We start from the raw sequence: 22,873 nt of genomic DNA on the forward strand, positions 1-22,873 counted from the left end.
CCCCCGCCCGGCCACCGCCACCCCGACACACCGCTGAACCCCAGCCACCACCGGAACCCGGCTGGCCCTGAGGGGTGCCTCGACAGTGTTGAGACACCCCTGAACACCAGCCGGGACCGCGACCCGCGCCGCTGCCGGAAGTTGGCTGGTGCTGGCGGCTGTTTCGACGGGCATGAGAGGACCGTGGGCGCCAGCCGGGGTCGGGCTGGTTACATTCGGGATCGGAGGACGTCCACCTCGCAGCCGGGGGCCGAGGGGTCGAAGCCGTTCTCGGAGAGCCAGCGGATCACCACGAGGCTGCGCAGGGACCACCAAGCGCGGATCAGGTCCAGGTCCACCTCCGTGCCGTAGCCGCGGACCACGTCGGTGAGGCGTTCCTCGTGGCCCAGCGTGAGGATGGCCAGGTCGAACAAGGGGTCGCCGGGGGCGGCCTCGGACCAGTCGAGCACGCCGGTGAGCTCGTCGCCGTCGGTGAACACGTGGGTGAGCTGGAAGTCGCCGTGGATGAACGCCGGGGACCACGGCCGGAGCGCGGCCTCGGCGATCCGGCGGTTGCGGGTGATCAGGGCGGTGGGCAGGACCTCGTTCATGATCAGCCAGGTGCACTCGCGGTCGAGTTCGGACGCCCAGTCGTCGACGGTCCGGCCGGGCCAGGGCGGCAGCGGCGCGTCGTGCAGGGTGCGGGCGGCGGCGCCCGCGGCGGCCCACGCCTGCGGTGACGCCGGGGACGGTTCGCCGAGCAGGCCGAGCGCCGTCCCGGGCAGGGCGGCGAGCGCGAGCACCGGCGGCTTGCGCCACAGGATCGCGGGCGTCGGCAGCGGCGCCATAGCCATCGCCGCGACCTCGGCGTCGGTCCGTTTCTGATCAGCGTCGACTTTCAGGAACACGTCACCGACGCGCAGGGTGGCGCGCTCCTGATGGGCGACGACGACCTCGATCGAATCCACGTCGGTAAGTATCGCGTCCGGATGGGCCGGACTGTGTACCGTGGCGGGATGCCGACGACCGGGACGGCGCCTGCAGCGGATCCCGGGCGAGTTGGTGCGGCAGTGGTGGCGCCAGGTGAACGGGGACGGCCCGTCCGGCGTGATCCTGACGGTGCGCGCCTCGGCGTGAGCGGGTCCTCAGTCGAACTGCAGGCTCTGGCCGTAGACGTGGGTGACCTTGAGGGCGAGCAGCACCCGGCGGTCGCTGACCATCACGGCGCGGTACTCGTCCCAGTCCGGGTGCTCGCCGGAGGCCTTGCGGAAGTAGTCGACGAGCGCCTCCACCTCCGGCCCGTGCGGATCGTCGCCGGGGCCGATCAGCGTGACGTCACCGTCGGCGGTCGCCCAGGAGCGCCCGTCCGCGCCGGTCACCTCGATGGCCGCGCGCGGGTCACGGCGCAGGTTCTGGGTCTTGGCCCGTCCCTCGGTCACCGAGACGTAGATCGTCTCGGCTTCCCGGTCGTAGAACGGCAGGATCGGTGAGAGCTGCGGCCGCCCGTCCTTGCGGAGCGTGGCGAGGATCCCGAGTCGGCTGTCCGCGATCAGGGCCCGCGGATCGAAAACGCTGGTCATATCTGTCGCCAAGTCCGTTCTCACCGCCGGTATTCCGAGGGTCACCGCTCGGCTAACCTCCGGGCGTGTACTTCGTCTACCGATCGCACTACGAGGGTCCGCTGGGCAAGCTGGTCCGGCGGCTGCCCGACGCCACCGTGCTGGGGTGGTTCCGCCGGGGCTGGGACTGTGACGATCCCCGGGCGTGGATCGTCGGCGAGCTCGGTGCCCCCGTCTACGGGCTGAGCTCGATCTTCGAGGCGGCTCGCCAGCATCAGCTGCCCCGGCCCGAGACGACCGATCAGCTGCGGACACTGCTGCACGAGCATCTGTACGTCGAGGGCGACCGGGACTACATCCGGCTCGACGAACACAGCCTGCGGGTTCGTACCGATGACGACGAGGTCGAGCTCGCCTACTTCTTCCTCGATGACGTGATCGTGGCGGGGCGGCCGGAACGGCTGGCGTATCTCGTACACGAGAAGTGGCCGTTGCCGGACGGACCCGGCGGTGAGCCGGATGCCGGGCCCACGACGTACGCGATGTTCTTGACCTTTTACGACGGCGCGAGTCTGGAGATCGAGCCGGTGGTCGTCTTTCCCGGGATCGGGCTGGCGGACCTGGCGACCGAGTTGCGGCGCGGTGATCGGGCGGAGTGGCCGGCGGAGTTGCGCGTGCTCGCGGCGCTGACCCCGGATGCTCCGGATCCCGGCGGGATTCCGCTGTGGGGCGAGCCTGCGCCGGCCGTGGATCCGCTGCTCGTGGCGTTGCGGCGGGCCAACCGGTGGCCAGGATTCGACCTGAGCGCCAGCGGGCCGCTGCCCACCGGGGAGTCGGCGGAGGCCGAGGAACTGGCGCAGGCCGGCGAGTTGGTGGCGAAGGCGACATTCACCGGCGGGCGGCGGCCCGAGGAGTCGCTGATCCGGGTCGGTCAGCAGCTCGCGCAGGTGGCCATGCACTGCAGCGCCGAGTTCGGGTATCAGCAGTGGTTCCTGTTCGACAACCGGTGGGTCGCCGGCCACCCGGACCTGGCCGCGTCGCTGCTGCACTACGCCGCGGATTGGGATCCGCTGTCGTGAGCGGGCCGTGGCCGCCGGACGGATCCGAGAAATTCGGTTCCGGGTGGCTCGATAATCGGGGCATGAAGCTGCTGATCGACGACCTGCGGTCGTTCGTGGACGGGCGGGTCGCGGAGGTGGCGCGGACCAGCGTGGACGGGGTGGCGCTGCTCGAGCGGCATCGGGACGACCCGCTCGACGAGGTGTGGCTCGATCACGACCTGGGCGGGGACGACACCATCTGGCCGGTGGTGGAGGTGCTGGAGCGGGCGGCGTTCGACGGGCGGCCGTACGACATCGGTCTGATTGTGATCCATTCGGCAAACCCGGCGGGAGCGGCGAAGATGGGTCAGGCGCTGCGGCACTGGGGGTATCGGGTGCGGCTCGCGTCCGGGTCGCCCGCGGTCGGGTATGTGGACCCGGCATGAAATTGGCCGCCTGCCAGACGCCGGAGATCCTCGACGCCCGCCGGACCGGCTCGCGCTCGACCCGGCGGGCCGGCTGGTCGCCCGGGTGCCCACCGGCACGACCGGCCTGGTCACCGCGCGCGTCACACCCGGGCCGGGTACTGCGGGACGGTGAACTCGTCGGCCGGTGGGGTGAACAGGCTGCCACCGAGCCGCCGGCCCGGCCCGCTCCCCGCGATCCGCAGGCCGGTCTGCAGCAACCGCACACCGAGGCCGCTCATCGGCGTCGCGACGCGCGGGACGCCCGGCGGGAGCTTCTGCGCCTTGGCGACGTACGGCCGGAGCAGCGCCTCGTACGACCGGAACGCCTCGCGATGATCACCCCGGGTGGCGATCTCGCCGGCCAGCACGTACGCGCCGGTGAGTGACAGGCTCGTGCCCATGCCGCTGATCGGGGACGCGCAGTAGGCCGCGTCGCCGACCAGCGCGACCCGGCCCCGGGACCACGACTCCGCGTACACCTGAGCGGTTCTCTGCAGATAGAAGTCGGAGTGATCAGCGGTGAACGCGTCCAGGATCCGCGCGGACTGCCACCCGCCGTCGGCGAACACGTCGCGCAGCACCGCGATCTGACGCTCCGGCGCAAGGTCCTCGTAGCCGCTCGGCGGCGCCAGGAACGCGAGCGACGCCCGGGTGGTGCCGACGTTGTCCGGGCGCAGCATCACCGCGCGGCCCCGCCCGGCGACGCACCAGCGCCACCACCGGTCGTCGGCGGCGGTACGCGGGATCGTCCCGTACGCGGTGTACTGCCCCAGGTCCCGCACGCGCACGGTGTCGCCGAAGAGCAGCCGCCGGGTACGGGAGCCGATGCCCTCGGCGATCACGACGAGGTCGAACCGCCGTACCGGCCCGCGGGCGAAACTGACGTCGACCCCGTGCTCGTCCTCCTGCACCGCGGTGATCTGGTCGTCGTAGACGTACTCGGTCGTGCCGGCGGTCTGCTCGACCAGCAGCCGGACCAGCTCGCCGCGAATGATCTCCAGCTCCGCGGTCGCGCCGTCGCTGTCACCGGTCCCGGCCGGGAACTCCGCGAGGGTACGGCCGCGCCGGTCGAGGAAGCGGGTGCCGACCTCGCCGGTGCCGGCCGCGGCGATCGCGTCCTCGAGGCCCATCAGCCGGGCGACCTGGCGGCCCGCACCACGGACGTCGACGTTCTGCCCGGAGGCACGCAACGCGGGCGCCCGTTCCACCACGGTCGCCTGCCATCCGTAGCGGTGCAGCCAGTAGGCCAGCGCGGGTCCGGTGATGCCGGCGCCCGAGATGAGGATGGAGCCGTGACCGGTCATGCGACACTCCTGACGTCGGAACTAATCGCTAAGCAGCTTAGCTACTAAGTAGGTGAAATACCATCTCTGCCCCGACGGACGGGTTCGACAACCCGTCACCCACCATGACCGCCGTACGGGCCCTGGTCACCGAGGCCGTCGCGCTGCGCCGGACGCTGTCCCGGCGCTCCGGGCTGACCGAGACCGAGCTGGACGCCCTCGATCACCTGGTGGAGTCCCCGTCGACGCCCAGCGAGCTGGCCCGGCTCCTCGACGTCAGCACCGCGGCCTCGACCGGCGTGGTGGACCGCCTCGAACGCCGGGGCCACGTGGAACGCCGCAAGCACCCCACCGACCGGCGGCGTCTGGAGATCCACGTCACCGACCACGGCCGCGCCGAGCTGCTGCGGTACCTCACCCCCATGCTGCACGCCCTGACCGAACTCGATCAGCGAATGAGCCCGGACGAGCGGGCCACGGTGATCCGCTTCCTGACCGGGGCGCAGGCGGCCTTCCGGGCGGTGGACGGACGATGACGGAGCTGCTGGACGATCGGGCACTGCACGCGTCGTCGGTGGTGGCGAACTGCGCGATGAACCGCGAGCGCCAGCTGGCCGGGGTCAACAGCTACGCGCGGGAGCTGGGCTTCGACCCGGTCGAGTGGCTCGCGGCGCTGCCCGGAGAGGGCGTCGGATGGCTGGATCTGTGCTGCGGGAGCGGGCGGGCGCTGCTCCAGGCCGCCGAGCGGGTGCGGGCGGACGCCCAGCTCGTGGGGGTGGACCTGGTGGACGCGTTCCTGACCCAAGGAGGCCGGCCGACGCTCGTCGCCGCGCCGGTCGAGAGCTGGACACCCGATCGGCGGTTCGACCTGATCACGTGCGTGCACGGGTTGCACTACGTCGGGGACAAGCTGGGTGTGCTCGGCCGGGTGGTGAGCTGGCTGACCCCGGGCGGGCGGTTCGTCGCCGACCTGGATCTGGACAGTGTCCGGGTAGGTGACGGGCGTGCTGCCGGGCGACGGCTGGTGGCCGGACTGCGGGCGGCCGGGATCGACTACGACGCGCGGCGGAAAAGGATCAGTTGTGTGGGTGCCAGGGAGCTCTCCCTGGCGTACCAATATCTCGGAGCCGACGACCGCGCCGGGCCCAACTACACCGGCCAACCGGCGGTGCATTCCCACTATCAACCGGTGTGACCAGCGGAAAATTGGCATGCTCGACGGGTGCGCCTCCGCCGGACAGCCGCCGTCGCCGTGATCATGGTCGCGGCAACGGCAACGGCGGCTGGCTGCGGCACGAAGGCAGAGCCACCGGCGGCCTCAAAGAGCACCCCGACCGCCTCGCCCTCACCGACCCCGCCGACATCTCCGACCCCGCCGTCATCTCCGAGCGCCGGGCCGTCCCTCACCACGACCACCAAGCCCCGGACCAGCACCGGCTGGGAGATCACCGTCTACTACACCGCCGTCGAGGACTACCACGACGGCACACCCACCCCGGTGACCGGCTGCCCCACCCTCAACTGCAAGAACGGCACCGACAACCTGGGCACCTACCCCGCCGACTTCGTCCAGGCCGTCCAGGACGAAGGAACCGGCCGCACCAGCTCAGGCACCTACCTCAACTGGTCCTACGACATCGGCTACTGGCTCGACTCCGTCCCCCGCACCAGCGACGGCCAGTCCCTGTCCCCGTTCGTCTCCGCCGCCGCCGACCCGGACGTCCTCCCGCACGGCACCCGCTTCACCATCGCCGCCTGCGGCACCCAGGACGACGGCTCCACCCCGCCGTCCGCGGTCTGCGCCGCCCTCAAGGACGCGTCCTGGGAGATCACCGACGAGTTCACTCCCGGCCTCGGCGGCTCCCGGCACATCGACGCCTACATCGGCCCGGAGACCGGCGAGCACTTCACCGACTCCGACTGGTACATCACCCTGACCGGCGCCCGGATCAGCATCGGCTGACGCTCAGCGCAGTTCGCCGTCCAGCAGGCCCATGAGGTGCACGTCGCGCCACTGCCCGTCCCGGCGCGACGCCTGGCGCAGGCACCCCTCGTCCACAAAGCCGATCTTCTGGTAGATGTGGTGCGCCGCCTCGTTCCCGACCACCACGGTCAGCCAGATCCGGTGCAGCCGCATCCGGTCGAAGCCGTACCGGCACGCCGTCCGCATCGCGTCGGTGGCATACCCCTGCCCCCAGTAGTCCTTCTCACCGAGGTAGATGTCCAGCTCGGCGATCCCGGTCTCCGGCTCCGCGCCGTGCAGGCTGATCAGCCCGATCAGCACACCGTCCTTGCGGCTCTCCACCCCGAACAGCGTGTCACCGTAGGTGTTGCGCGGCCGCTCGGTGAGAAACTTCGTCACGGTCTCCGGCGTCTGCGGATACCCCTCCACCATGAACCGCATCACCTCCGGATCATGGTTCCACCGCCACAGCGACTCGGCGTCCCCCGCCCCCATCGCCCGCAGTTCCACAAGTTCACCTAAGACATTCAAGAAAACCCCCATTTTGTACGATCGACGAGCGCCCGTCCGTAGGCTACGAGCCGCGTCCCGTGATGGTCTCGCGCATGACCGCTGTCAGTCCGGACCGCTGCGCGCCCCGGTGCTGACGTCATGGCCGAAGAGCAGCCCGTGCCCGCTCCCCGCCGCCCGGCACGCCATGATCCGGACGAACGACAGTGTCAGCTCCGGCCAGGGGTGCCCGGCACCCCGCAGCACGTCACCGTGCGCCGCATTCATCGCGGCATCCGTCGGCTCGACGACCGGCAGGTCCAGCCGGTCGAGCCCACCGGCCAGCTCGGCCGCCTCGGCCGGCACCAGCCACCCGTGCACCCCGTCCGCGCCGGACGGCACGTGACCGAGCCCGGCGCCCCGCCCGCCGAGCGCGACGAGCAGCTCGGCCACCCGCCCGTCCGGCACCGGCGGAAGGGCACCCAGGGTCATGTTGCGCCCGAGGAATCGTCCCTCGCCGACGCAGCACTCCCCCACGACCGCCTCGAAGAGCCAGAACAGCATCTCCGGCGTGTCCCGATCGGCCCGCTCGTGCAGCAGGCAGCGCGCCCGTTCCGGGCAGCTCCCCGACGAGCAGCGGACCTGTTCCCAGCGCCCGGTCCGGCGCCAGTCCACCCGCGACTCCGGCAGCGCACCGAGATACCGCAGGTCGTCACCGAGCCAGCCGCAGTGCGCCACCAGGTCGACCGGCGCGGCCCGTGACGCGTCGGCCAGCTCGAGCCACTCCTCCGCGAAATGCTCCCCGCGCCGCCGGCACACCCCGTCCAGCCACGGCGTGACCCCGGCACCCCCGATCACCTCGACCAGGCCGGGCACCGCGGTCCGCCGGTACCGGTCGTAGTCGAAGACGAAGATCTCCGCGTCCGCGCCCATCGATGTCTCCTCCCCGGTTCCGTCCTCGCCGATGCCGCGCGGACCCTACCCGGCATGGCAGGATCGGTCGCATGGATTTTCGGTATGTCGGTGGCAGCGGCCTGCGGGTCAGTGAGTTGTGCCTGGGCACGATGACGTTCGGCAACGAGGCGGACGAGGACGTCTCGCACGCCCTGCTGAACCGGTACGTCGAGGCCGGCGGCAACTTCGTCGACACCGCGGACGTCTACAACGACGGCGCCTCCGAGGAGATCATCGGGCGTTGGCTGGCCGGGCAGAACCGCGACGACCTGGTGGTGGCGACGAAGTTCTTCTGGCGGACCGGCTCCGGGCCGAACGACCACGGCGCCGGCCGCAAGCACATCCTCGCCGCGGTCCGCGACAGCCTGCGCCGGCTCGGCACCGACTACCTCGACCTCTACCAGGTCCACGCGTTCGACGAGGCCACCTCCCTCGAGGAGACCCTGTCCACCCTGGACGGCCTGGTCAAGGCGGGCACCGTCCGCCACCTCGGGGTCAGCAACTACGCGGCCTGGCAGCTGCAGAAGTCCCTGGACGTCGCGAAGTTCCGCGGCCTCGAACCGTTCGTGGCGCTGCAGCCGCTCTACAACCTGATCGACCGCGAGGTCGAACACGAGCTGATCCCGGTCTCGCTGAACGAGGGCGTCGGCATCATCCCGTGGGCGCCGCTGCGCGGCGGCTGGCTGACCGGCAAGTACCGCCGCGGCATGACCGAGGCCCCGGCCGACACCCGGTGGGAGGGTGACAAGCAGTCCTGGCTCGGCCGCTGGGACCGCAGCGTCGACGAACGCACCTGGTCGGTGACCGACACCCTGCTGGCCGTCGCCGGCGAACTGGACCGCACCCCGGCCCAGGTGGCGCTGCGCTGGCTGCTGCAGCGCCCCGGCGTGACGTCCCCGATCGTCGGCGCCCGCAGCCTCACCCAGCTCGACGACAACCTCGGCGCCCTGGGTTGGTCGCTAGACGACAAGCAGATGGACCGCCTCACCACTTCCGGCGACCAGCCCCTCCCCTACCCCTACGGCTACCTGGCCGGCTCCCCCCGCCGCCGCTGACCAGCCCCCTCCCACCGGCTACCCGGCCGGCTCGCTCCGCCGCCGCTGACCGCCGCGGCGCTTCCAGCGCACCCCGGCGACCAGGGCGGCGATGGCGAGCGCCGCCCCGGCCAGCCACCACCAGGCGTCCGGGCCGATCAGGAACGGCGGATCGCCCGCGCGGGTGCCGCCGCTGCTGATCGCCTGGGCGGCCAGGTCCACATCGGTGATCGCCAGGTCCACCGTGGTCACCTGCACCGGAGCCCCCGCGCCCGGCGACAGCGCCAGCACCTGGTTGCCCTCGCCCGCCTCGCGCCTCAGGTAGAGCAGTGCGGTGCCATCAGGCCGCCAGCCGAGCAGCCCGGCCGCCACCACACCACCGGAGACCGCGGGCAGCGCCGGTCCGGCGACCGGCTGGCCGGTACCCGGGTCGAACCAGCGCGGCGCCCACGCCGCCGACGCGACAAGTGCCAGCGCGCTCCCGTCCGGCGTCCAGGCGCCCTTGCCCGCCAGCCGATACCCGCTCGGCGCGGTGAACGCCACCAGTTCCCGGCCCGCGCTGTCCAGCACGTGCACCCGGCCATCGGCCAGATACGCGAGCCGGTCGCCATCGGCCGAGAACGCGACGCTGAACCCGGCCTCGCCCGCGGTCGCCACCGTCCGGACCTCGCCGCCGGCCACCTGTCGGAGCACCAGCTCCACGCTGTCCGGCGCGGCGCCGAGCGTGCTGCCGACGATCTGCCGGCCGTCCGGTGACCAGGCCAGCGGGGTGAGCGCCAGCGGCGTGCTCCGGCCGGTGGACAGGTCGACGAGCGTGCCCTCGTCCGCCGCGAACCGCCCGTCCGGCGACAGCAACGGCGCGCGCCGGCTCGCGATGCCGACGTCGATCGTCCGGTACTGCTCCTCGTACGCGCCGACCAGCCCGCCCAGCTCCGACTCGCCGGAGAGCAGGCCCAGTCGCCGGCTGTCCCCGATGAACGAGACCGAGGCGGCACCCAGCCGCGGCCGGTCGTCGACGTCGAGCGAACCGTAGGCGGGCAGCCCGATCCGGTCCGGCAGGCCCGGCGCCTGGCCGGCGGCGACCGGGATCACCGCCGGACGGATCGCGACCGGCACGGCCACCGCCAGCACGGCCACGACCGCCGCCCAGGCGGCCGCGGTACGCCGCCGGGTGCGCCGCGCCGTCGCCACGGCCCGCTCGTACACCGGATAAACCGGAGCCGAATCGGCCGTGCGCCGCAGCTCCTGCCGGAGTCCCTCGGTCATCGCGTGCTCCTCTCCGTCTCGTGCAGCAGCTCGGGAGCGATGTCCCGCAGCCGGCGCAGCGCGTCGTGCGCGTGCCGTTTCACGGTGCCGACCCGGCACCCCAGCAGCTGCGCGGCCTGTGCCTCGGTGAGGTCGTCGTAGAACCGCAGCACGATCACCGCCCGCTGCTTGGGGCTCAGCCGGCTCAGCGCCTGCGTCATGGTGAGCCGCAGCACGGTCGCCTCGGCCGGATCGGCCTGCGCCGTCTCCCGGTGCCCACCGGTGAGCTGTTCCGGCACCCGGCGGCGCCGCCACCAGCTCACGTGCTGGTGATACATGGCCCGGCGCACATACGCCTCCGGGTCCCCGTCACGCACCCGCCGCCAATGCCGATACGTGCTGGCCAGCGCGCTCTGCAGGAGATCCTCACCCAGATGGTGATCCCCGGTGAGCAGGTACGCATGACGTGACAACGCCGCGGAACGCCCCCGGACGAACTCCCGGAACCCGTCAGCCTCAGCCACTTACCCACCCCCTTCACCACCAAGAACGCCCCCGCCCACCCAAATGGTTGGGGCCCCGGGAGTCCGCTCCAAGATCAATCCAACAGAGCCCGCTCCGGCTGGTTGTCAGGGGTGTGTCGAACGGAGTGAGGCACCCCTGACAACCAGCCACCACCCGCGCACACGCACGGCCGCGGGCAGGCAGAGACTCCGGCTGGCGCTGAGGGGTGTCTCGACGGGCGCGAGACACCCCTCAGCGCCAGCCACAGCGGCACCATCGGCCGCACCGGGGAGTGACCGGCTGCCGACCGGGTAGAACCGACCGATACTTTTGACAGCGGTCGGCTATGGGTGAGGGGACAAACCTACGGTGAGCGACGTCTTCGCAGCGGACGCCGAGGTCGGGCGTGCCCTGGCCGCGGTCGACTGGGCGGCGACCCCGCTCGGCCCGCCCGAGGGCTGGCCGCAGAGCCTGCGGACCGCGGTGAGCATCCTGCTGTCGTCGCGGTTCCCGATGTGGATGGGCTGGGGACCGGAGCTCACCTTCTTCTGCAACGACGCGTACCGCCGGGACACCCTGGCCAGCAAGTACCCGTGGGCGCTGGGCCGGCCCGCCCGCGAGGTGTGGGCGGAGATCTGGGGCGACATCGGCCCGCGCATCCAGAACGTGCTCGACACCGCCCAGGCCACCTGGGACGAGGCGCTGCTGCTGTTCCTGGAGCGCTCCGGATACCCGGAGGAGAGCTACCACACGTTCTCCTACAGCCCGCTGCGCGACGACGACGGCGACCTCGTCGGGTTCCTCTGCGTGGTCAGCGAGGACACCGACCGGGTGATCGCCGAGCGCCGGATGGCCACCCTGCGCGACCTCGGCTCCGACCCGAACGTGATCCGTACCGAGCAGGAGACCCTGGCCTTCGCGAACCTGCAGCTCGAACGGAACCTGCGCGACCTGCCGTTCACCCTGACCTACCTGTTCGACGACGACGGGCGGGCGAGGCTGCGCGCCACCTCCGGCATCCCGGCCGGGCACCCGGCCGCACCCGAGGTCACCGAGCCGGGCCAGGCCGGGCCGCACGGGACGGAGTCCACGCTCATCGAGCTGGACGAGCCGGGGCTGCCCACCGGCGCCTGGGCCGACCCGCCACGGCAGGCGCTGCTGGTGCCGCTGCTGCGCCAGGGTGACGCGCCGTACGGGTTCCTGGTCGCCGCGCTGAACCGGTACCGGCCGGTGGACGAGGCGTACCGGGGTTTCGTCGAGCTGACCGCCGGTCACCTGGCCGCCGGGATCGCCGGCGCCCGCGGCTATCAGGCGCAGCAGCGCCGGGCCGAGGAGCTCGCCGAGCTGGACCGCGCCAAGACCACGTTCTTCTCCAACATCAGCCACGAGTTCCGCACCCCGCTCACCCTGATCATGGGACCGCTCGACGAGCTGCGCACCCGCCTGGACGACGCCGACCCGGCGGTCCGCGCCGAGCTGGACGTGATCCACCGCAACGGCCTGCGGCTCGGCAAACTGGTCAACGCGCTGCTGGACTTCTCCCGCCTGGAAGCCGGCCGGATGCAGGCCCGGTACGAACCGGTCGACCTCGCCGCCACCACCGCCGAGCTGGCCAGCGTCTTCCGTTCCGCGATCGAACGTGCCGGGCTGACCTTCGAGGTGGACTGCCCGCCGCTGCCCGAACCGGTGCTCGTCGACCGCGGCATGTGGGAGAAGGTGGTGCTCAACCTGCTCAGCAACGCGCTCAAGTTCACCTTCGACGGCACGATCCGCGTCGCCGCCGGCGTCGAGCCGGGCTTCGCGGTGATCACCGTCGCCGACTCCGGGATCGGTGTGGCGGCCGACGAGATGCCGCGGCTGTTCGAGCGCTTCCACCGGATCGACACCGCCCGGTCCCGCTCCAACGAGGGCAGCGGCATCGGCCTGGCCCTGGTCCAGGAGCTGGTCGGGCTGCACCGCGGCACGGTCACCGCGGCGAGCGACCCGGACAAGGGCACCACGTTCACGATCCGGCTGCCGTTCGGCGCCGGGCACCTGCCGCCGGACGCGGTGGTCGCTCCCGGCGCGTCCGGGCCGGGCGGGCCGGCGGCCGCCACCACCGAGCCGTTCCTGCAGGAGGCGAGCCGCTGGCTGCCCGGCGACACCCCGCTGGTGACGCCGGCCGCGAGCCCGGCCGGCCCGGACGCCGCCACCGTCCTGGTCGCCGACGACAACGCCGACATGCGCGACTACCTGACCCGGCTGCTGCGCGCGGCCGGGCACCGGGTCACCGCGGTCAGCGACGGCCGGTACGCACTCGACGCGATCCGCGCCGACCCGCCGGACCTGGTGGTCAGCGACGTGATGATGCCCCGGATGGACGGCCTCGAGCTGCTCGCCGCGCTGCGCGGCGACGTCCGGACGGCCGGCGTCCCGGTGCTGATGCTCTCCGCCCGGGCCGGCGAGGAGGCCTCGATCGAGGGCCTGGAGGCCGGCGCCGACGACTACCTGTTCAAACCGTTCTCGGCGGCCGAGCTGCTGGCCCGGGTGCGGGCCAACGTGGAGCTGGCCCGGCTGCGGAACCACCACGCCCGCTGGCGGGCCGCGCTCGTCGACTCGCTGCAGGAGGCGTTCTTCGTCTGCGACTCCGACGGCGCGGTCATCGAGATCAACAACGCGTTCGCCGAGATCATCGGGTACGGCCCGGAGGGGCTGCCGTACGCGCCGACCCACCCGTGGTGGCCGGACCGGGCGACCGACCCGGAGGCGTACGCCGAGGTGGTCACGGCCTTCGACATGCTGCTGCAGGACCGGCAGGGCGGGTACCGCATCCCGGTCAACCACGCCGACGGGCACCGGCTGTGGGTGGCGGCCGCGTTCAACCAGGTGCGGGACCCGGAGACCGGCCGCCGGGTGGTCGTCGGCACGTTCCGCGACGTCACCGACGAGCACTACGCGATCCAGCGGGAGACCGCGCTCGCCTCGCTCAGCGTCCGGCTGTCCGCGGCTGATCACGTCAGCGACGCGGTCGCCGGCACCCTCGACGAGCTGCGCGGGCTCTGGCAGGCCCGGTACGTGCTGGCGGCCGTGTTCGACGGTGACGACCCGCCGACCCTGACCGCGACCGACCCGGATCTGCGCTGGGACGACCTCCCGCAGGATCGGCTGCGCGCGCAGCGCGACCGCCCGCTGCTCACCCCGGTCACCGAGCACACCGCCGGGGCCGGGATCACCCTGGAGCACCCGCAGGGCACCATGGTCCTCTGGGTCGACCTCGGTCACCGGCGCCCGTTCACCGAGCAGGACCAGACCCTGCTGGCGTTGCTCGCCGGGCACCTCGGCCAGGGTCTGCGCCGGGTGCACCAGATCGACCAGCAGCGCGAGACCGCCCTGGCGCTGCAGCGCGCCATCCTCGGCCCGGCCCAGCTGCCGGCCGGCTTCGCGGTCCGCTACGAACCGGCCACCCGCCCGCTCAAGGTCGGCGGCGACTGGTACGACACCATCCCGCTCCCGGACGGCCGGATCGGCATCGTGGTCGGCGACTGCGTCGGCCACGGCCTGCAGGCGGCCACCGTGATGGGCCAGCTCCGCTCGGCCTGCCGGGCGCTGCTGCTGCAGGACTCCAGCCCGGCCCGGACCCTGATGGCCCTGGACCGGTTCGCCGCCCTGCTGCCCGGCGCGCACTGCGCCACGGTGTTCTGCGGCGTGCTCGACCCGGAGACCGGTCACCTGCGCTACTCGGCCGCCGGGCACCCGCCGCCGATCGTCGCGCTCGCCGACGGCACCACGCACCTGCTCGACCAGGGCCGGTCCCGGCCGATCGCGGTCCGCCCGGCGCAGGAGCGGCCGGAGGCCGAGTACACGATGGCGCCGCGCACCACCCTGCTGCTCTACACCGACGGCCTGGTGGAACGGCGCCGGCAGCCGCTGACCACCGGGATCGAGCAGGCCACCGCCGCGGTGCAGCTGGGCCGGCAGACCCCGATCGACGACCTGGCCACCGAGGTGATGGAGCGCCTCGCCCCGGCCGGCGGCTACGACGACGACGTGGCCCTGCTGCTGTACCGCCAGCCCGGCCCGCTCGAGCTGGAGTTCCCGCCGGAGTCGACCCGGCTGGCCCCCGTCCGGAACGCGCTGCGCGACTGGCTGGAGCGCTGCGGGGTCGACCCGGGCACCGCGCAGAACGTGCTGGTCGCGGCCGGCGAGGCCTGCGCCAACGCGATCGAACACGGTCACCGGGACCTCACCGGCGGCCTGATCAAGCTGCGCGCGGCGGTCACCGCCACCACCGTGCGGCTGGTCGTCACCGACAGTGGCACCTGGCGGGTCCCGCGCCCCGCCGAGAATCCGCACCGGGGCCGCGGCATCATGCTGATGCGCGCCTTCATGGGCGAGGTCACCATCACCACCGGCACCACCGGGACCATCATCGACATGCAGACGGAGATCGCGTCATGACCACCGCGCTCACGCTGACCACGGGCAACGACTCCGCGGGGGCCCCGGTGCTCACCGCGGTCGGTGAGATCGACATGAGCAACGCGGAGACCTTCGCGGCCGCGCTGATCGGCGCGGTCACCTCGGCCGGGCGGGCGCTGCTCGTCGACCTGACCGCGGTGGAATACCTGGACAGTGCCGGCCTGGCCGCGCTGTTCCACCACGCGGACCGGATCGAGGTCGTGACCGGCCCGCTGCTGGCCCCGCTGCTGGCCGTGTCCGGTCTGGCCGATCTGACGACCGTGCACCGTCGCTGACTGTTCGTTCATGTTCGGACACTGACCACCCCGTTCGCCGGGAGTCACCCATGGTGACCTTTCCGTCGCAGTGCTGCCGTTACGTAGCCGTTAGCCGGGTAGCTCTTGACTGCCGCTCCGCATCCCGGGTTGACTCTGGCTGTTCGTGAGTGATCGCGTCGGAATTTGTGCGCTCCATATCCAGTCGACATCTGCGAGGAGGAGACGCATGCACCTCTCGACCTCCCGGCGGCGCGCGGTCCGGGCCGCCGCTTCCGCGGCCGCATGAACCGGATGCGGGTGGACCTCACCGCCGACCGCTCGGTCACCGTCGCGGCCGGGGACACCACCCTTTTCCGGTACGCGTACGGAGCACCGCAACCGCACCTCACCGGCGGCCTGCTCCCCTCGCCGGTCAGCTGGTCCCCGCCGCAGGACAGCCCCGGCCACGCGCGGCACGTGACCCTGACCGAGCTGTCCGCCACCGCGACCACCGCCACGATCGCGCACCACCTGCAGTGGCCCGCCGTCGACGAGTGGCGTTCGCTCACCGCGTCCGGCGCCGGCCGTGACACGTGGCTGCTGCTGCTGGAGAACACCGTCACGAACGCCACCGGCCAGCCGCTCCCGCTGGACGGCCCGGCCCTGTCGCTGCCCGCGCTCACCGCGCCACCGGCCGGCCGGGCCGAGTGGCGGGCCGCGCACTCGGCCACCGCCACCGTGGTGGTCGTCGACGACAACGCCAACCTGCAGCACCCGCCGCGCTGGTCGGCCGGGTTCGGCCCGGCGCCGCTGGAGGGGGTGAGTCTGGGCGCCGAGCGCACGGCCGCCTTCCGGTACGCCGTGCTGATCGCCCCGCCCGGCCACCACGCGCCCACCCTGGCCGGTCTCGGCCGTGACGCGCTGGCCGGTCCGCTGCTCCCCGCCCCGCGCGGCCACCACTGCCACGCCGACCTCACCAGCCGCCGCCAGCCCTACCGGCGGCGCACCCGGGTCCTCACCCGCCAGTGCGAAACCCGCACCACCCCACCCAGCCCCTGAGCGAGCACCCCGCGCGCGGGGGGTCCCGGCTGGCTCTCAGGGGTGTGTCGAACGCCGTGAGACACCCCTGACGACCAGCCGGCATCGGGAGTCGCGGCCGGGCCGTGAATGGCTGCGGTGTCGCGCCGGCCTCACGGGCGGGACTCGGCTCGTAGCCTACGGACGGGCGCTCGGTACTCGTACCACATCGGGGGTGACAGCGGACATCGACGGCCTCGAACGTGCGGCGCGACGTCTCCCCCGGATTTCATGCTTTCGCATGACAGTGCCGGGCCCTCCCCGGACGGAACCGGGGAGGGCCTCGGACGGCTACGGCTGGGTGTCCCCGGCTCCGGTGCGGCGCTGCGCCTCGTCCACACCCTTGTCGATGTGCGCGGTGTACTTGCCGTCGGTGCGCTTGTCGACCTGCTCACCGACCTTGTCCAGGGCCTTGTCGACGTGCTCGTCGTGCTTGTCGATGAAGTCCTTCGCCTTGTCCAGGAAACTCATCTTCAGGGACCTCCTTGACGCTGTGGCCGGCAGAAGTGCCCCGGTCAGGCACCGTCAAAACCCTACGCCGCGTGGCGGCTACAAGACGGTGGGCACATGCCGTACGTAATAAGAAGGGTGACAGGAACGCCTGCCTCGCCGCCCTCTAGCATTTGCGGCGGTTCGGCACGCGGTGGAAGCGAGGCGACATGCGGTGGCTCCGAGGGATCGGCAAACGGCGGGATCCGCAGGATCCTGCCCGGCAGCAGGAAATCCTGCGCGAGCTGCAGCATGGATTCGGGCCGCACGCACCGGGCAAGTTCGCCGCCCAGGTCGTGCGGGCCTCCGCGCTCATGGAGGGCGTCGACGGGCTGGTCGTGGCGGCTGCCGTGCTGCGTGAGTTCGCCGACGGCGCGGCCACCAACATCGCCGCGCAGTGCCGCGCGCTCGGGCTGACCCCGGACCGGCGCAACTACCGGGCGTTGTGGGAGACCGCCGGGAAGCGGATGAACTCGCCGCTGTTCGCGTCGCCGTCCGGCATGCACCCGTACGTCCACGTCGCCGCGGCGGTCACGGTCGTGGGTGGACAGGCCGCCCAGACGGTCCGCGCGGTCGACCCCCTGCCGGTGCTCACCCACCTGTTCGAGGTGCTCGACCTGACCATCGCGGGCTGGGAGTTCGGCCGGGTGCTCGTCGACGTGAACGGCGCGACCCTGGCGGTCAACCTGATCACCGCGGCCACCGCGATCCGGGGCGAGATGTCCGACCCGCCGCCGCTGCCGGCCGCCACCCGCGCGCAGATGCGCCGCAACAACAGCGTGAACGTGCTCGACCCGGCGGTCAGCCGGATCGTCGGGCAGTGGAACCCGGGCAAGCAGATGCGCGAGTGCCTGCTGGCCTGATCCCCAGCCGATTCCTCAACCCGGCCCGCCGGGTGCCGATCTTCGCGGCATCCGACGGGAGGGAAGAGACATGCCGCAGAACTCCGCACGAGGCGTTCCGGCGCGGGCCGACGGCTGGCGCCCCCAGGATCCGGTGCTCAACAACCTGATCCACAAGTGCATCGAGGACGCGCAGCGCCGCAAATCGGAGACCGGCAGCATGACCGCGTTCTTCGGCGGCGGCATCGTCCTGACCGTCCTCGGCGTGATCCTGGCCGTCGGCACCGGCAGCCCGCTGCTGGCGCTGATCGTGGCGGTGCTGCTGGCCGGCGCCGGCCTGTTCTACGCCGGGATCAGCACGCCGACACCCCCGGCCGACCCGATGCGCGTGCTCGACGTGATGGGTGGCCCGGGCAACCTGCCGGCCGGCTACCTGGTCTACGCGCCGGCCTGGCGGGCCGGTCTGACCGAGCTGCTGGCCCGGGTCACCGACCGGGAGCTGTCGGTCGCGGTCCGGTTGTGCCGCGAGCACCCGGGTTCGGTCGCCGACCTGATCCGCCTGGTGCTTGCCGCCGAGAAGCACGCGCACGACCACGCCTTCGGCCACACGGTCACCGAGGCCGACGTCTTCCGGGTCGCGCAGCGCGCCACCACCGAGTGGGCCCGGATCTCCCCGACCACCATGCTCGCCGCCTGACCACCCGACCACCGCACGGCCGCCGGCTGACGCCGGCGGCCGTTTCGCCGTGCCCGGAACTGTGCCAGGATATCGATGCAAACGTTTCCACAAACCTTCAACGGATCGTGGGAGGCACCATGCCGGACCCCGCCGAGCTGCGCGAGGTGGCGCTGCTCCTGCGTGACGGCGACGACGTCGCGGTCGCCACCCAGGACCTCGCCGAGGGTCGCGCGCTGCGGCACGCCGGCGCCGACCTCACGATCGGCACGCCGGTCCCCCGCGGCCACAAGGTCGCGCTGCGCGACCTGCCCACCGGCGCCCAGATCCACAAGTACGGCCAGGTGATCGGCCGGGCCACCGCACCGATCCGGGCCGGCGACCACGTGCACGCGCACAACCTCGGGATGGACGCCGTCGCGCACGACTACGAGTTCGGCACCGCCGGCGTCGTGATCACCCCGGCTGCCGAGGTCCGCACGTTCCAGGGCTATCGGCGCGCCGACGGCCGGGTCGGCACCCGCAACTACGTCGGCATCGTCACCTCGGTCAACTGCTCCGCCTCGACCGCCCGGATGATCGCCGACCAGTTCCGCGGCCCGCTGATGGACGCCTACCCGCACGTCGACGGCGTCGTCGCGCTCGCCCACGACTCCGGCTGCGGCCTGGTCCCGGCCAGCGAGGGCGGTCAGATCCTGCAGCGCACCCTGCGCGGGTACGCCACCCACCCGAACATCGGCGGCCTGCTCGTGCTCGGCCTCGGCTGCGAGATGATCGCCGTGCAGACCCTGCTCGCCGACCTGGACGCGTCCCCCGACACGCTGATCGAGCGGATGACCATCCAGGAGACCGGCGGGGTGCGCGCCACCGTCCGGGCCGGCGCCGAAGTCGTGCGCACCATGCTGGTCCGGCTGGACGAGCGCCGCCGCGAGACGGTGCCGGCCTCCGCGCTCGTGCTCGGGCTCAACTGCGGCGGCTCGGACGGCTACTCCGGGATCACCGCGAACCCGGCCCTCGGCCACGCCTCCGACCTGCTGGTGGCGCAGGGCGCGACGACCGTGCTGGCCGAGACGCCCGAGGTGTTCGGCGCCGAGCACCTGCTCACCCGGCGCGCGGTCACCCGCGAGGTCGGCCAGCGGCTGCTGGACCGGATCGCCTGGTGGCACACGTACGTCGAGGCCGGCGGCGGCACCCTGGACAACAACCCGTCGCCGGGCAACAAGGCCGGCGGGCTGACCACCATCCTGGAGAAGTCCCTGGGTGCGGTCGCCAAGGGCGGCTCGGCCCCGCTGACCGCGGTCTACGAGTACGCCGAGCGGGTCACCGAACCGGGCTTCACGTTCATGGACACCCCCGGCTACGACCCGGTGTCGGTGACCGGGCTGGTCGCCGGCGGGGCCACCGTCGTCTGCTTCACCACCGGGCGCGGCTCGGTGCTCGGCGGCAAACCCGCCCCGGTCCTCAAGATCGCCACCAACTCGGAGATCTACCAGCGGATGCGTGACGACATGGACCTGGACACCGGCGGCATCGTGGCCGGGACCACCACCATCCGGGCGGTCGGCGAGGAGATCTTCGAGGCGGTGCTGGCCACCGCCTCGGGCCGGCTCACCGCCAGCGAGGACCTCGACCTGGGCCGCGACGAGTTCGTGCCCTGGCAGTTGGGCGCGGTCACCTGACGCCCTAAGATCGCCGGATGACCACGGCGGTGACGGAGCGCAAGTCCGTAGTGCCCGAGCTCGTCCGGCGACGTCTGTCGACGCTGGACACCCGGCTCGATCCGTACTCCTGGCTGGTCACCGCGGTGATCGTGGCCGCCGCCGCGATCCTGCGGCTGAGCGGGATCAGCAACCCGCAGAAGCTGGTCTTCGACGAGGTCTACTATCCGAACGACGCCTGGGACATGCTGCACCGCGGCGTCGAGTGGGACGAGAAGACCAACGGTCCCGGCTACGTCGTGCACCCGCCGCTCGGCAAGTGGATGATCGCCATCGGCGAGAAGATCTTCGGCAACACCGAGCTGGGCTGGCGCTTCCCCACCGCGATCGCCGGCACCCTGATGATCCTGATCCTGATCCGGGTCGCCTACCGGATGTTCCACTCGATCATCCTGGCCGGGATGGCCGGTCTGCTGATGATGCTGTCGCGCACCTCGCTGCTGGACATCTTCCTCGGCCTGTTCATCCTGCTGACCTTCGCGTGCGCGGTGCTCGACCGCGACCACTACCGGCGCCGGCTGCTGCGCGCCCTGACCGACGGCGCCGATCCACGCCGCGCGGCCCGGGTGCCGTGGTGGCTGCTGGCCACCGGGATCAGTTTCGGCCTGGCCTGCGGCGTGAAGTGGAGCGCGCTGTTCTTCCTGCCGGCCTTCGCCGCGCTGATCGTGCTCTGGCGGGTGCAGGCGCGCCGCTCGGCCGGCCTGGCCCGCCCGCTGCGCTCCGGCCTCGTCGGCGACCTGGGCTGGGGCCTGACCAGCTTCGCCCTGTCCGCCGTGTTCTACCTGGCCACCTGGACCGGCTGGCTGCTCACCGACACCGGCTACGACCGGCATTTCCGCGCCGACAACGGCCTGAGCGAACCACCGGTCCTGGGCGCTCTGCTCAACCTGTGGCATTACCACGACTCGGCCTACGGTTTCCACAGTGGGCTGACCACCCCGCACCGCTACCAGTCCTGGCCGTGGCAGTGGCTGCTGCTGGGCCGCCCGGTCGCGTTCGACTGGGCCACCCCGACCGGCTGCGGCGCGCCGAGCTGCGCCAGCGAGATCCTGCTGCTGGGCACCCCGCTGCTGTGGTGGTCGTTCCTGCCGGCGCTGGCCGCCCTGCTCTGGCTCGGCATCGCCCGCCGCGACTGGCGCGCCACCGCGATCCTGGCCCCGGCCGCGGCCGGCCTGCTCCCCTGGTTCTACTTCGCGGTCGCGGACGGCCGGACGATGTTCTCGTTCTACGCCCTGCCCGCCCTGCCGTTCCTGATCCTCGCCGTCGTCTACGTCCTCGGCGCGATCATGACCCCGCCCACCGGCATGGCCACCGGCCCGGCCCGCACCGACCACCAGCTGATCGGCACCGTCGTGGTGGCCGTCTACGTCACGCTGATCGCCGTCTGCTTCGCCTACTTCTACCCGATCTTCGTAGGCCACCTCCTGCCCTACGAGGACTGGCACGCCCGCATGTGGCTGGGCGACCGCTGGATCTGACCGATTTTTTTCGGTACGGATACCGAGCGACCCGCCGCAGGCTACAAGCCACGCTCAGGGCCGGTCCCGCGCCAGACCGCTGCCACTCCCGGCTCAGCCGCGCCCCAGGGCTCCGGCTGGCTTCCAGGGGTGTCACACAGCCTCCGAGACACCCCTGGAAGCCAGCCGAGGACCCGGCAGCGTGCAGCGGCCGCGGGTCACGAGAGCTTGGAGCCGGTCACCTTCGGCGAGCCGGCGCCGAGGTAGAAGATGCCGGGCAGGCCGTCGGTCTCGAAGCCGGCGCTCGGGTTCTTGCGCAGCTTCGAGTTCCGGATGATCAGGTGGCCGGAGCGGTCGTTGCTGACGAAGAAGATCGCGCCACCGCCCTCGGCCGCCTTGTTGTTCTCGATGACCGTGCCGTCCAGGGTGAGCGTGAACGTGTCCCCGTCGAGGTAGATCGCGCCGCCGCTGCCGCCGCCCGGTGTGCCGGAGCGGGCCGGGTTCGCGCCCTTGCCGACCGCCGCGTTGCCGGCGAAGTAGCTGTTCAGCACGGTCCAGGACACGCCGATGCTGCTCAGCGCGGACCCGTTCGAGCAGGTGCCACCGGTGAACGTGCTGCCGACCACGTAGACCGGGTCGTCGCCGCCCTGGTCGAGCACGCGCAGCGCGGCGCCGCCGAGGTCCGGGCCGCTGCGGTCGCACCGGTTGCCGGTGAACCGCGAGTTGATCACCTTGAGGTGCCCGCCGCGGACGAAGACCGCGCCGCCGCCCTCCTCGCCGGTGTTGTTGCCGCCGGTGAACGCCATGTTCTGGATGGTCAGGCGGGGCGAGTCCTGGTCGTCGCAGTGCGAGGTGGTCCAGCCCTGCGCCTCGTCGCACGTGTTCATGTAGAGGATCCGGCGCTTACCGGCCCCGTTCAGCGTGATCTTGCCGCCGCCGTCCAGCACGATCGGGGAGTTCGCGTTGCGGACCTTCGCGGTCGCGGCCATCGTGATGGTGACCGGCGCGGGCCCGCAGTCGAAAGTGATCACGCCACCGGCCGCGACCGCCTTGACCACCGCGGCCGAGGTGCAGCCGGCCGGGGTGCCCTTGCCGACCGTGCGGTCGGGGTTGCCGGTGTCGACCGCCCGGGCCGCCGCCGGGATCGCCGCCCCGCCACCCCGATTGCCGGGCCTCGGCAGGGTGGTCTCCTTGACCGGCTTCTTCGACGGGGACACCTTCGTAGAGGGCGACACCGCAACCGACGGAGCGGCCGAGGGCGACACGGCGGCCGACGGTGAGGCGGCGGAGACCGAGGGCGGAGGTGCAGATGCGACCGGCGGGTCGTCGGCCCCGCAGGCGGCCACTGAGCCCATCGTGAGCAGGCTCAGCACTCCGGCCAGCAGTCCCCGTCGTTTGCGCAC

At 72.3% G+C, this 22,873-nt stretch carries 22 protein-coding genes; 13 read left to right on the forward strand and 9 right to left on the reverse strand.

The genetic code is table 11. The features are described from left to right. Positions 1-209: 209 nt before the first annotated feature. Positions 210-947 (reverse strand): phosphotransferase family protein, encoded by a 738-nt coding sequence (locus tag ADL15_RS50435; RefSeq protein WP_067708616.1) that lies wholly within the window; start codon positions 945-947, stop codon positions 210-212. A 177-nt stretch (positions 948-1,124) separates the two neighbouring features. Further along, on the reverse strand, positions 1,125-1,559 hold the full coding sequence (locus ADL15_RS50440) for a PPOX class F420-dependent oxidoreductase (protein WP_067708619.1): 435 nt from the start codon (positions 1,557-1,559) through the stop codon (positions 1,125-1,127). 65 nt (positions 1,560-1,624) lie between these two features. Between ADL15_RS50440 and ADL15_RS50445 the strand changes: the two genes are divergently transcribed. Both ADL15_RS50445 and ADL15_RS50450 read left to right on the forward strand, forming a co-directional pair. Further along, complete coding sequence (locus tag ADL15_RS50445) at positions 1,625-2,617, forward strand: hypothetical protein (protein WP_067708622.1); 993 nt, start codon at positions 1,625-1,627, stop codon at positions 2,615-2,617. A 62-nt stretch (positions 2,618-2,679) separates the two neighbouring features. After that, positions 2,680-3,024: a cyclic-phosphate processing receiver domain-containing protein gene (locus ADL15_RS50450; protein WP_067708625.1), complete on the forward strand. Its 345-nt coding sequence runs from the start codon at positions 2,680-2,682 to the stop codon at positions 3,022-3,024. Between the two features lie 122 nt (positions 3,025-3,146). Here the strand turns inward: ADL15_RS50450 and ADL15_RS50455 are convergent, their stop codons facing one another. Beyond that, positions 3,147-4,349 (reverse strand): FAD-dependent monooxygenase, encoded by a 1,203-nt coding sequence (locus tag ADL15_RS50455; protein WP_067708630.1) that lies wholly within the window; start codon positions 4,347-4,349, stop codon positions 3,147-3,149. A gap of 104 nt (positions 4,350-4,453) precedes the next feature. On the opposite strand from ADL15_RS50455, the gene ADL15_RS50460 reads away from it, so the two are divergent. From ADL15_RS50460 to ADL15_RS50470, 3 genes are read left to right on the forward strand one after another with little or no spacing between them, the layout of a single operon-like run. Then, positions 4,454-4,864: a MarR family transcriptional regulator gene (locus ADL15_RS50460; protein ID WP_083972691.1), complete on the forward strand. Its 411-nt coding sequence runs from the start codon at positions 4,454-4,456 to the stop codon at positions 4,862-4,864. Beyond that, positions 4,861-5,523, forward strand: coding sequence for a class I SAM-dependent methyltransferase (locus ADL15_RS50465; RefSeq protein ID WP_157442119.1), 663 nt, complete (start codon positions 4,861-4,863; stop codon positions 5,521-5,523). Before ADL15_RS50460 ends, ADL15_RS50465 begins: the two co-directional genes overlap by 4 nt. A 27-nt stretch (positions 5,524-5,550) precedes the next feature. Next, a complete protein-coding gene (locus ADL15_RS50470) occupies positions 5,551-6,291 on the forward strand; it encodes an RlpA-like double-psi beta-barrel domain-containing protein (RefSeq protein WP_198171369.1) in 741 nt (246 codons plus the stop codon). A 3-nt stretch (positions 6,292-6,294) separates the two neighbouring features. Here the strand turns inward: ADL15_RS50470 and ADL15_RS50475 are convergent, their stop codons facing one another. Beyond that, positions 6,295-6,801, reverse strand: a complete 507-nt coding sequence (locus tag ADL15_RS50475; protein ID WP_232345135.1) for a GNAT family N-acetyltransferase — start codon at positions 6,799-6,801, stop codon at positions 6,295-6,297. A 105-nt stretch (positions 6,802-6,906) separates the two neighbouring features. Beyond that, positions 6,907-7,713 carry a hypothetical protein gene (locus tag ADL15_RS50480; RefSeq protein WP_067708638.1) on the reverse strand — a complete coding sequence of 269 codons (807 nt, stop codon included), beginning with the start codon at positions 7,711-7,713 and terminating at the stop codon, positions 6,907-6,909. 71 nt (positions 7,714-7,784) lie between these two features. On the opposite strand from ADL15_RS50480, the gene ADL15_RS50485 reads away from it, so the two are divergent. Continuing rightward, complete coding sequence (locus ADL15_RS50485) at positions 7,785-8,789, forward strand: aldo/keto reductase (protein ID WP_067708641.1); 1,005 nt, start codon at positions 7,785-7,787, stop codon at positions 8,787-8,789. 18 nt (positions 8,790-8,807) lie between these two features. On the opposite strand, the gene ADL15_RS50490 is transcribed toward ADL15_RS50485, so the two are convergent. Continuing rightward, entirely contained in the window at positions 8,808-10,034 is a 1,227-nt protein-coding gene (locus tag ADL15_RS50490) for a TolB family protein (RefSeq protein ID WP_067708644.1), read from the reverse strand. Then, complete coding sequence (locus ADL15_RS50495) at positions 10,031-10,537, reverse strand: SigE family RNA polymerase sigma factor (protein WP_067708648.1); 507 nt, start codon at positions 10,535-10,537, stop codon at positions 10,031-10,033. Before ADL15_RS50495 ends, ADL15_RS50490 begins: the two co-directional genes overlap by 4 nt. Before the next feature lie 349 nt (positions 10,538-10,886). Between ADL15_RS50495 and ADL15_RS50500 the strand changes: the two genes are divergently transcribed. The 3 genes from ADL15_RS50500 to ADL15_RS50510 all read left to right on the forward strand — a co-directional run bounded on the left by ADL15_RS50500 (position 10,887) and on the right by ADL15_RS50510 (position 16,270). Continuing rightward, a complete protein-coding gene (locus ADL15_RS50500) occupies positions 10,887-14,954 on the forward strand; it encodes a SpoIIE family protein phosphatase (RefSeq protein WP_067708652.1) in 4,068 nt (1,355 codons plus the stop codon). Beyond that, the gene (locus tag ADL15_RS50505; protein ID WP_067708655.1) at positions 14,951-15,250 is read left to right on the forward strand and encodes an STAS domain-containing protein; all 300 of its coding nucleotides are present in this window, start codon (positions 14,951-14,953) and stop codon (positions 15,248-15,250) included. Before ADL15_RS50500 ends, ADL15_RS50505 begins: the two co-directional genes overlap by 4 nt. Positions 15,251-15,514: 264 nt before the next feature. Further along, positions 15,515-16,270 carry a hypothetical protein gene (locus tag ADL15_RS50510; RefSeq protein WP_198171371.1) on the forward strand — a complete coding sequence of 252 codons (756 nt, stop codon included), beginning with the start codon at positions 15,515-15,517 and terminating at the stop codon, positions 16,268-16,270. A 309-nt stretch (positions 16,271-16,579) separates the two neighbouring features. Here the strand turns inward: ADL15_RS50510 and ADL15_RS50515 are convergent, their stop codons facing one another. After that, positions 16,580-16,759 (reverse strand): antitoxin, encoded by a 180-nt coding sequence (locus ADL15_RS50515; RefSeq protein WP_067708661.1) that lies wholly within the window; start codon positions 16,757-16,759, stop codon positions 16,580-16,582. A 188-nt stretch (positions 16,760-16,947) separates the two neighbouring features. On the opposite strand from ADL15_RS50515, the gene ADL15_RS50520 reads away from it, so the two are divergent. The 4 genes from ADL15_RS50520 (at position 16,948) to ADL15_RS50535 (ending at position 21,491) form a co-directional block, all read left to right on the forward strand. Next, the gene (locus ADL15_RS50520) at positions 16,948-17,640 is read left to right on the forward strand and encodes a hypothetical protein (RefSeq protein ID WP_067708664.1); all 693 of its coding nucleotides are present in this window, start codon (positions 16,948-16,950) and stop codon (positions 17,638-17,640) included. 70 nt (positions 17,641-17,710) lie between these two features. Continuing rightward, the gene (locus tag ADL15_RS50525; protein WP_067708669.1) at positions 17,711-18,316 is read left to right on the forward strand and encodes a hypothetical protein; all 606 of its coding nucleotides are present in this window, start codon (positions 17,711-17,713) and stop codon (positions 18,314-18,316) included. Positions 18,317-18,435: 119 nt separating this feature from the next. Continuing rightward, complete coding sequence (locus ADL15_RS50530; RefSeq protein ID WP_067708672.1) at positions 18,436-19,974, forward strand: UxaA family hydrolase; 1,539 nt, start codon at positions 18,436-18,438, stop codon at positions 19,972-19,974. A gap of 17 nt (positions 19,975-19,991) precedes the next feature. Then, positions 19,992-21,491: a dolichyl-phosphate-mannose--protein mannosyltransferase gene (locus ADL15_RS50535; RefSeq protein ID WP_067708676.1), complete on the forward strand. Its 1,500-nt coding sequence runs from the start codon at positions 19,992-19,994 to the stop codon at positions 21,489-21,491. A 197-nt stretch (positions 21,492-21,688) separates the two neighbouring features. On the opposite strand, the gene ADL15_RS50540 is transcribed toward ADL15_RS50535, so the two are convergent. Then, complete coding sequence (locus ADL15_RS50540; protein WP_067708758.1) at positions 21,689-22,825, reverse strand: hypothetical protein; 1,137 nt, start codon at positions 22,823-22,825, stop codon at positions 21,689-21,691. Positions 22,826-22,873: the final 48 nt, after the last annotated feature.

The organism is Actinoplanes awajinensis subsp. mycoplanecinus, assembly GCF_001509495.1.
Classification (GTDB): domain Bacteria; phylum Actinomycetota; class Actinomycetes; order Mycobacteriales; family Micromonosporaceae; genus Actinoplanes; species Actinoplanes palleronii.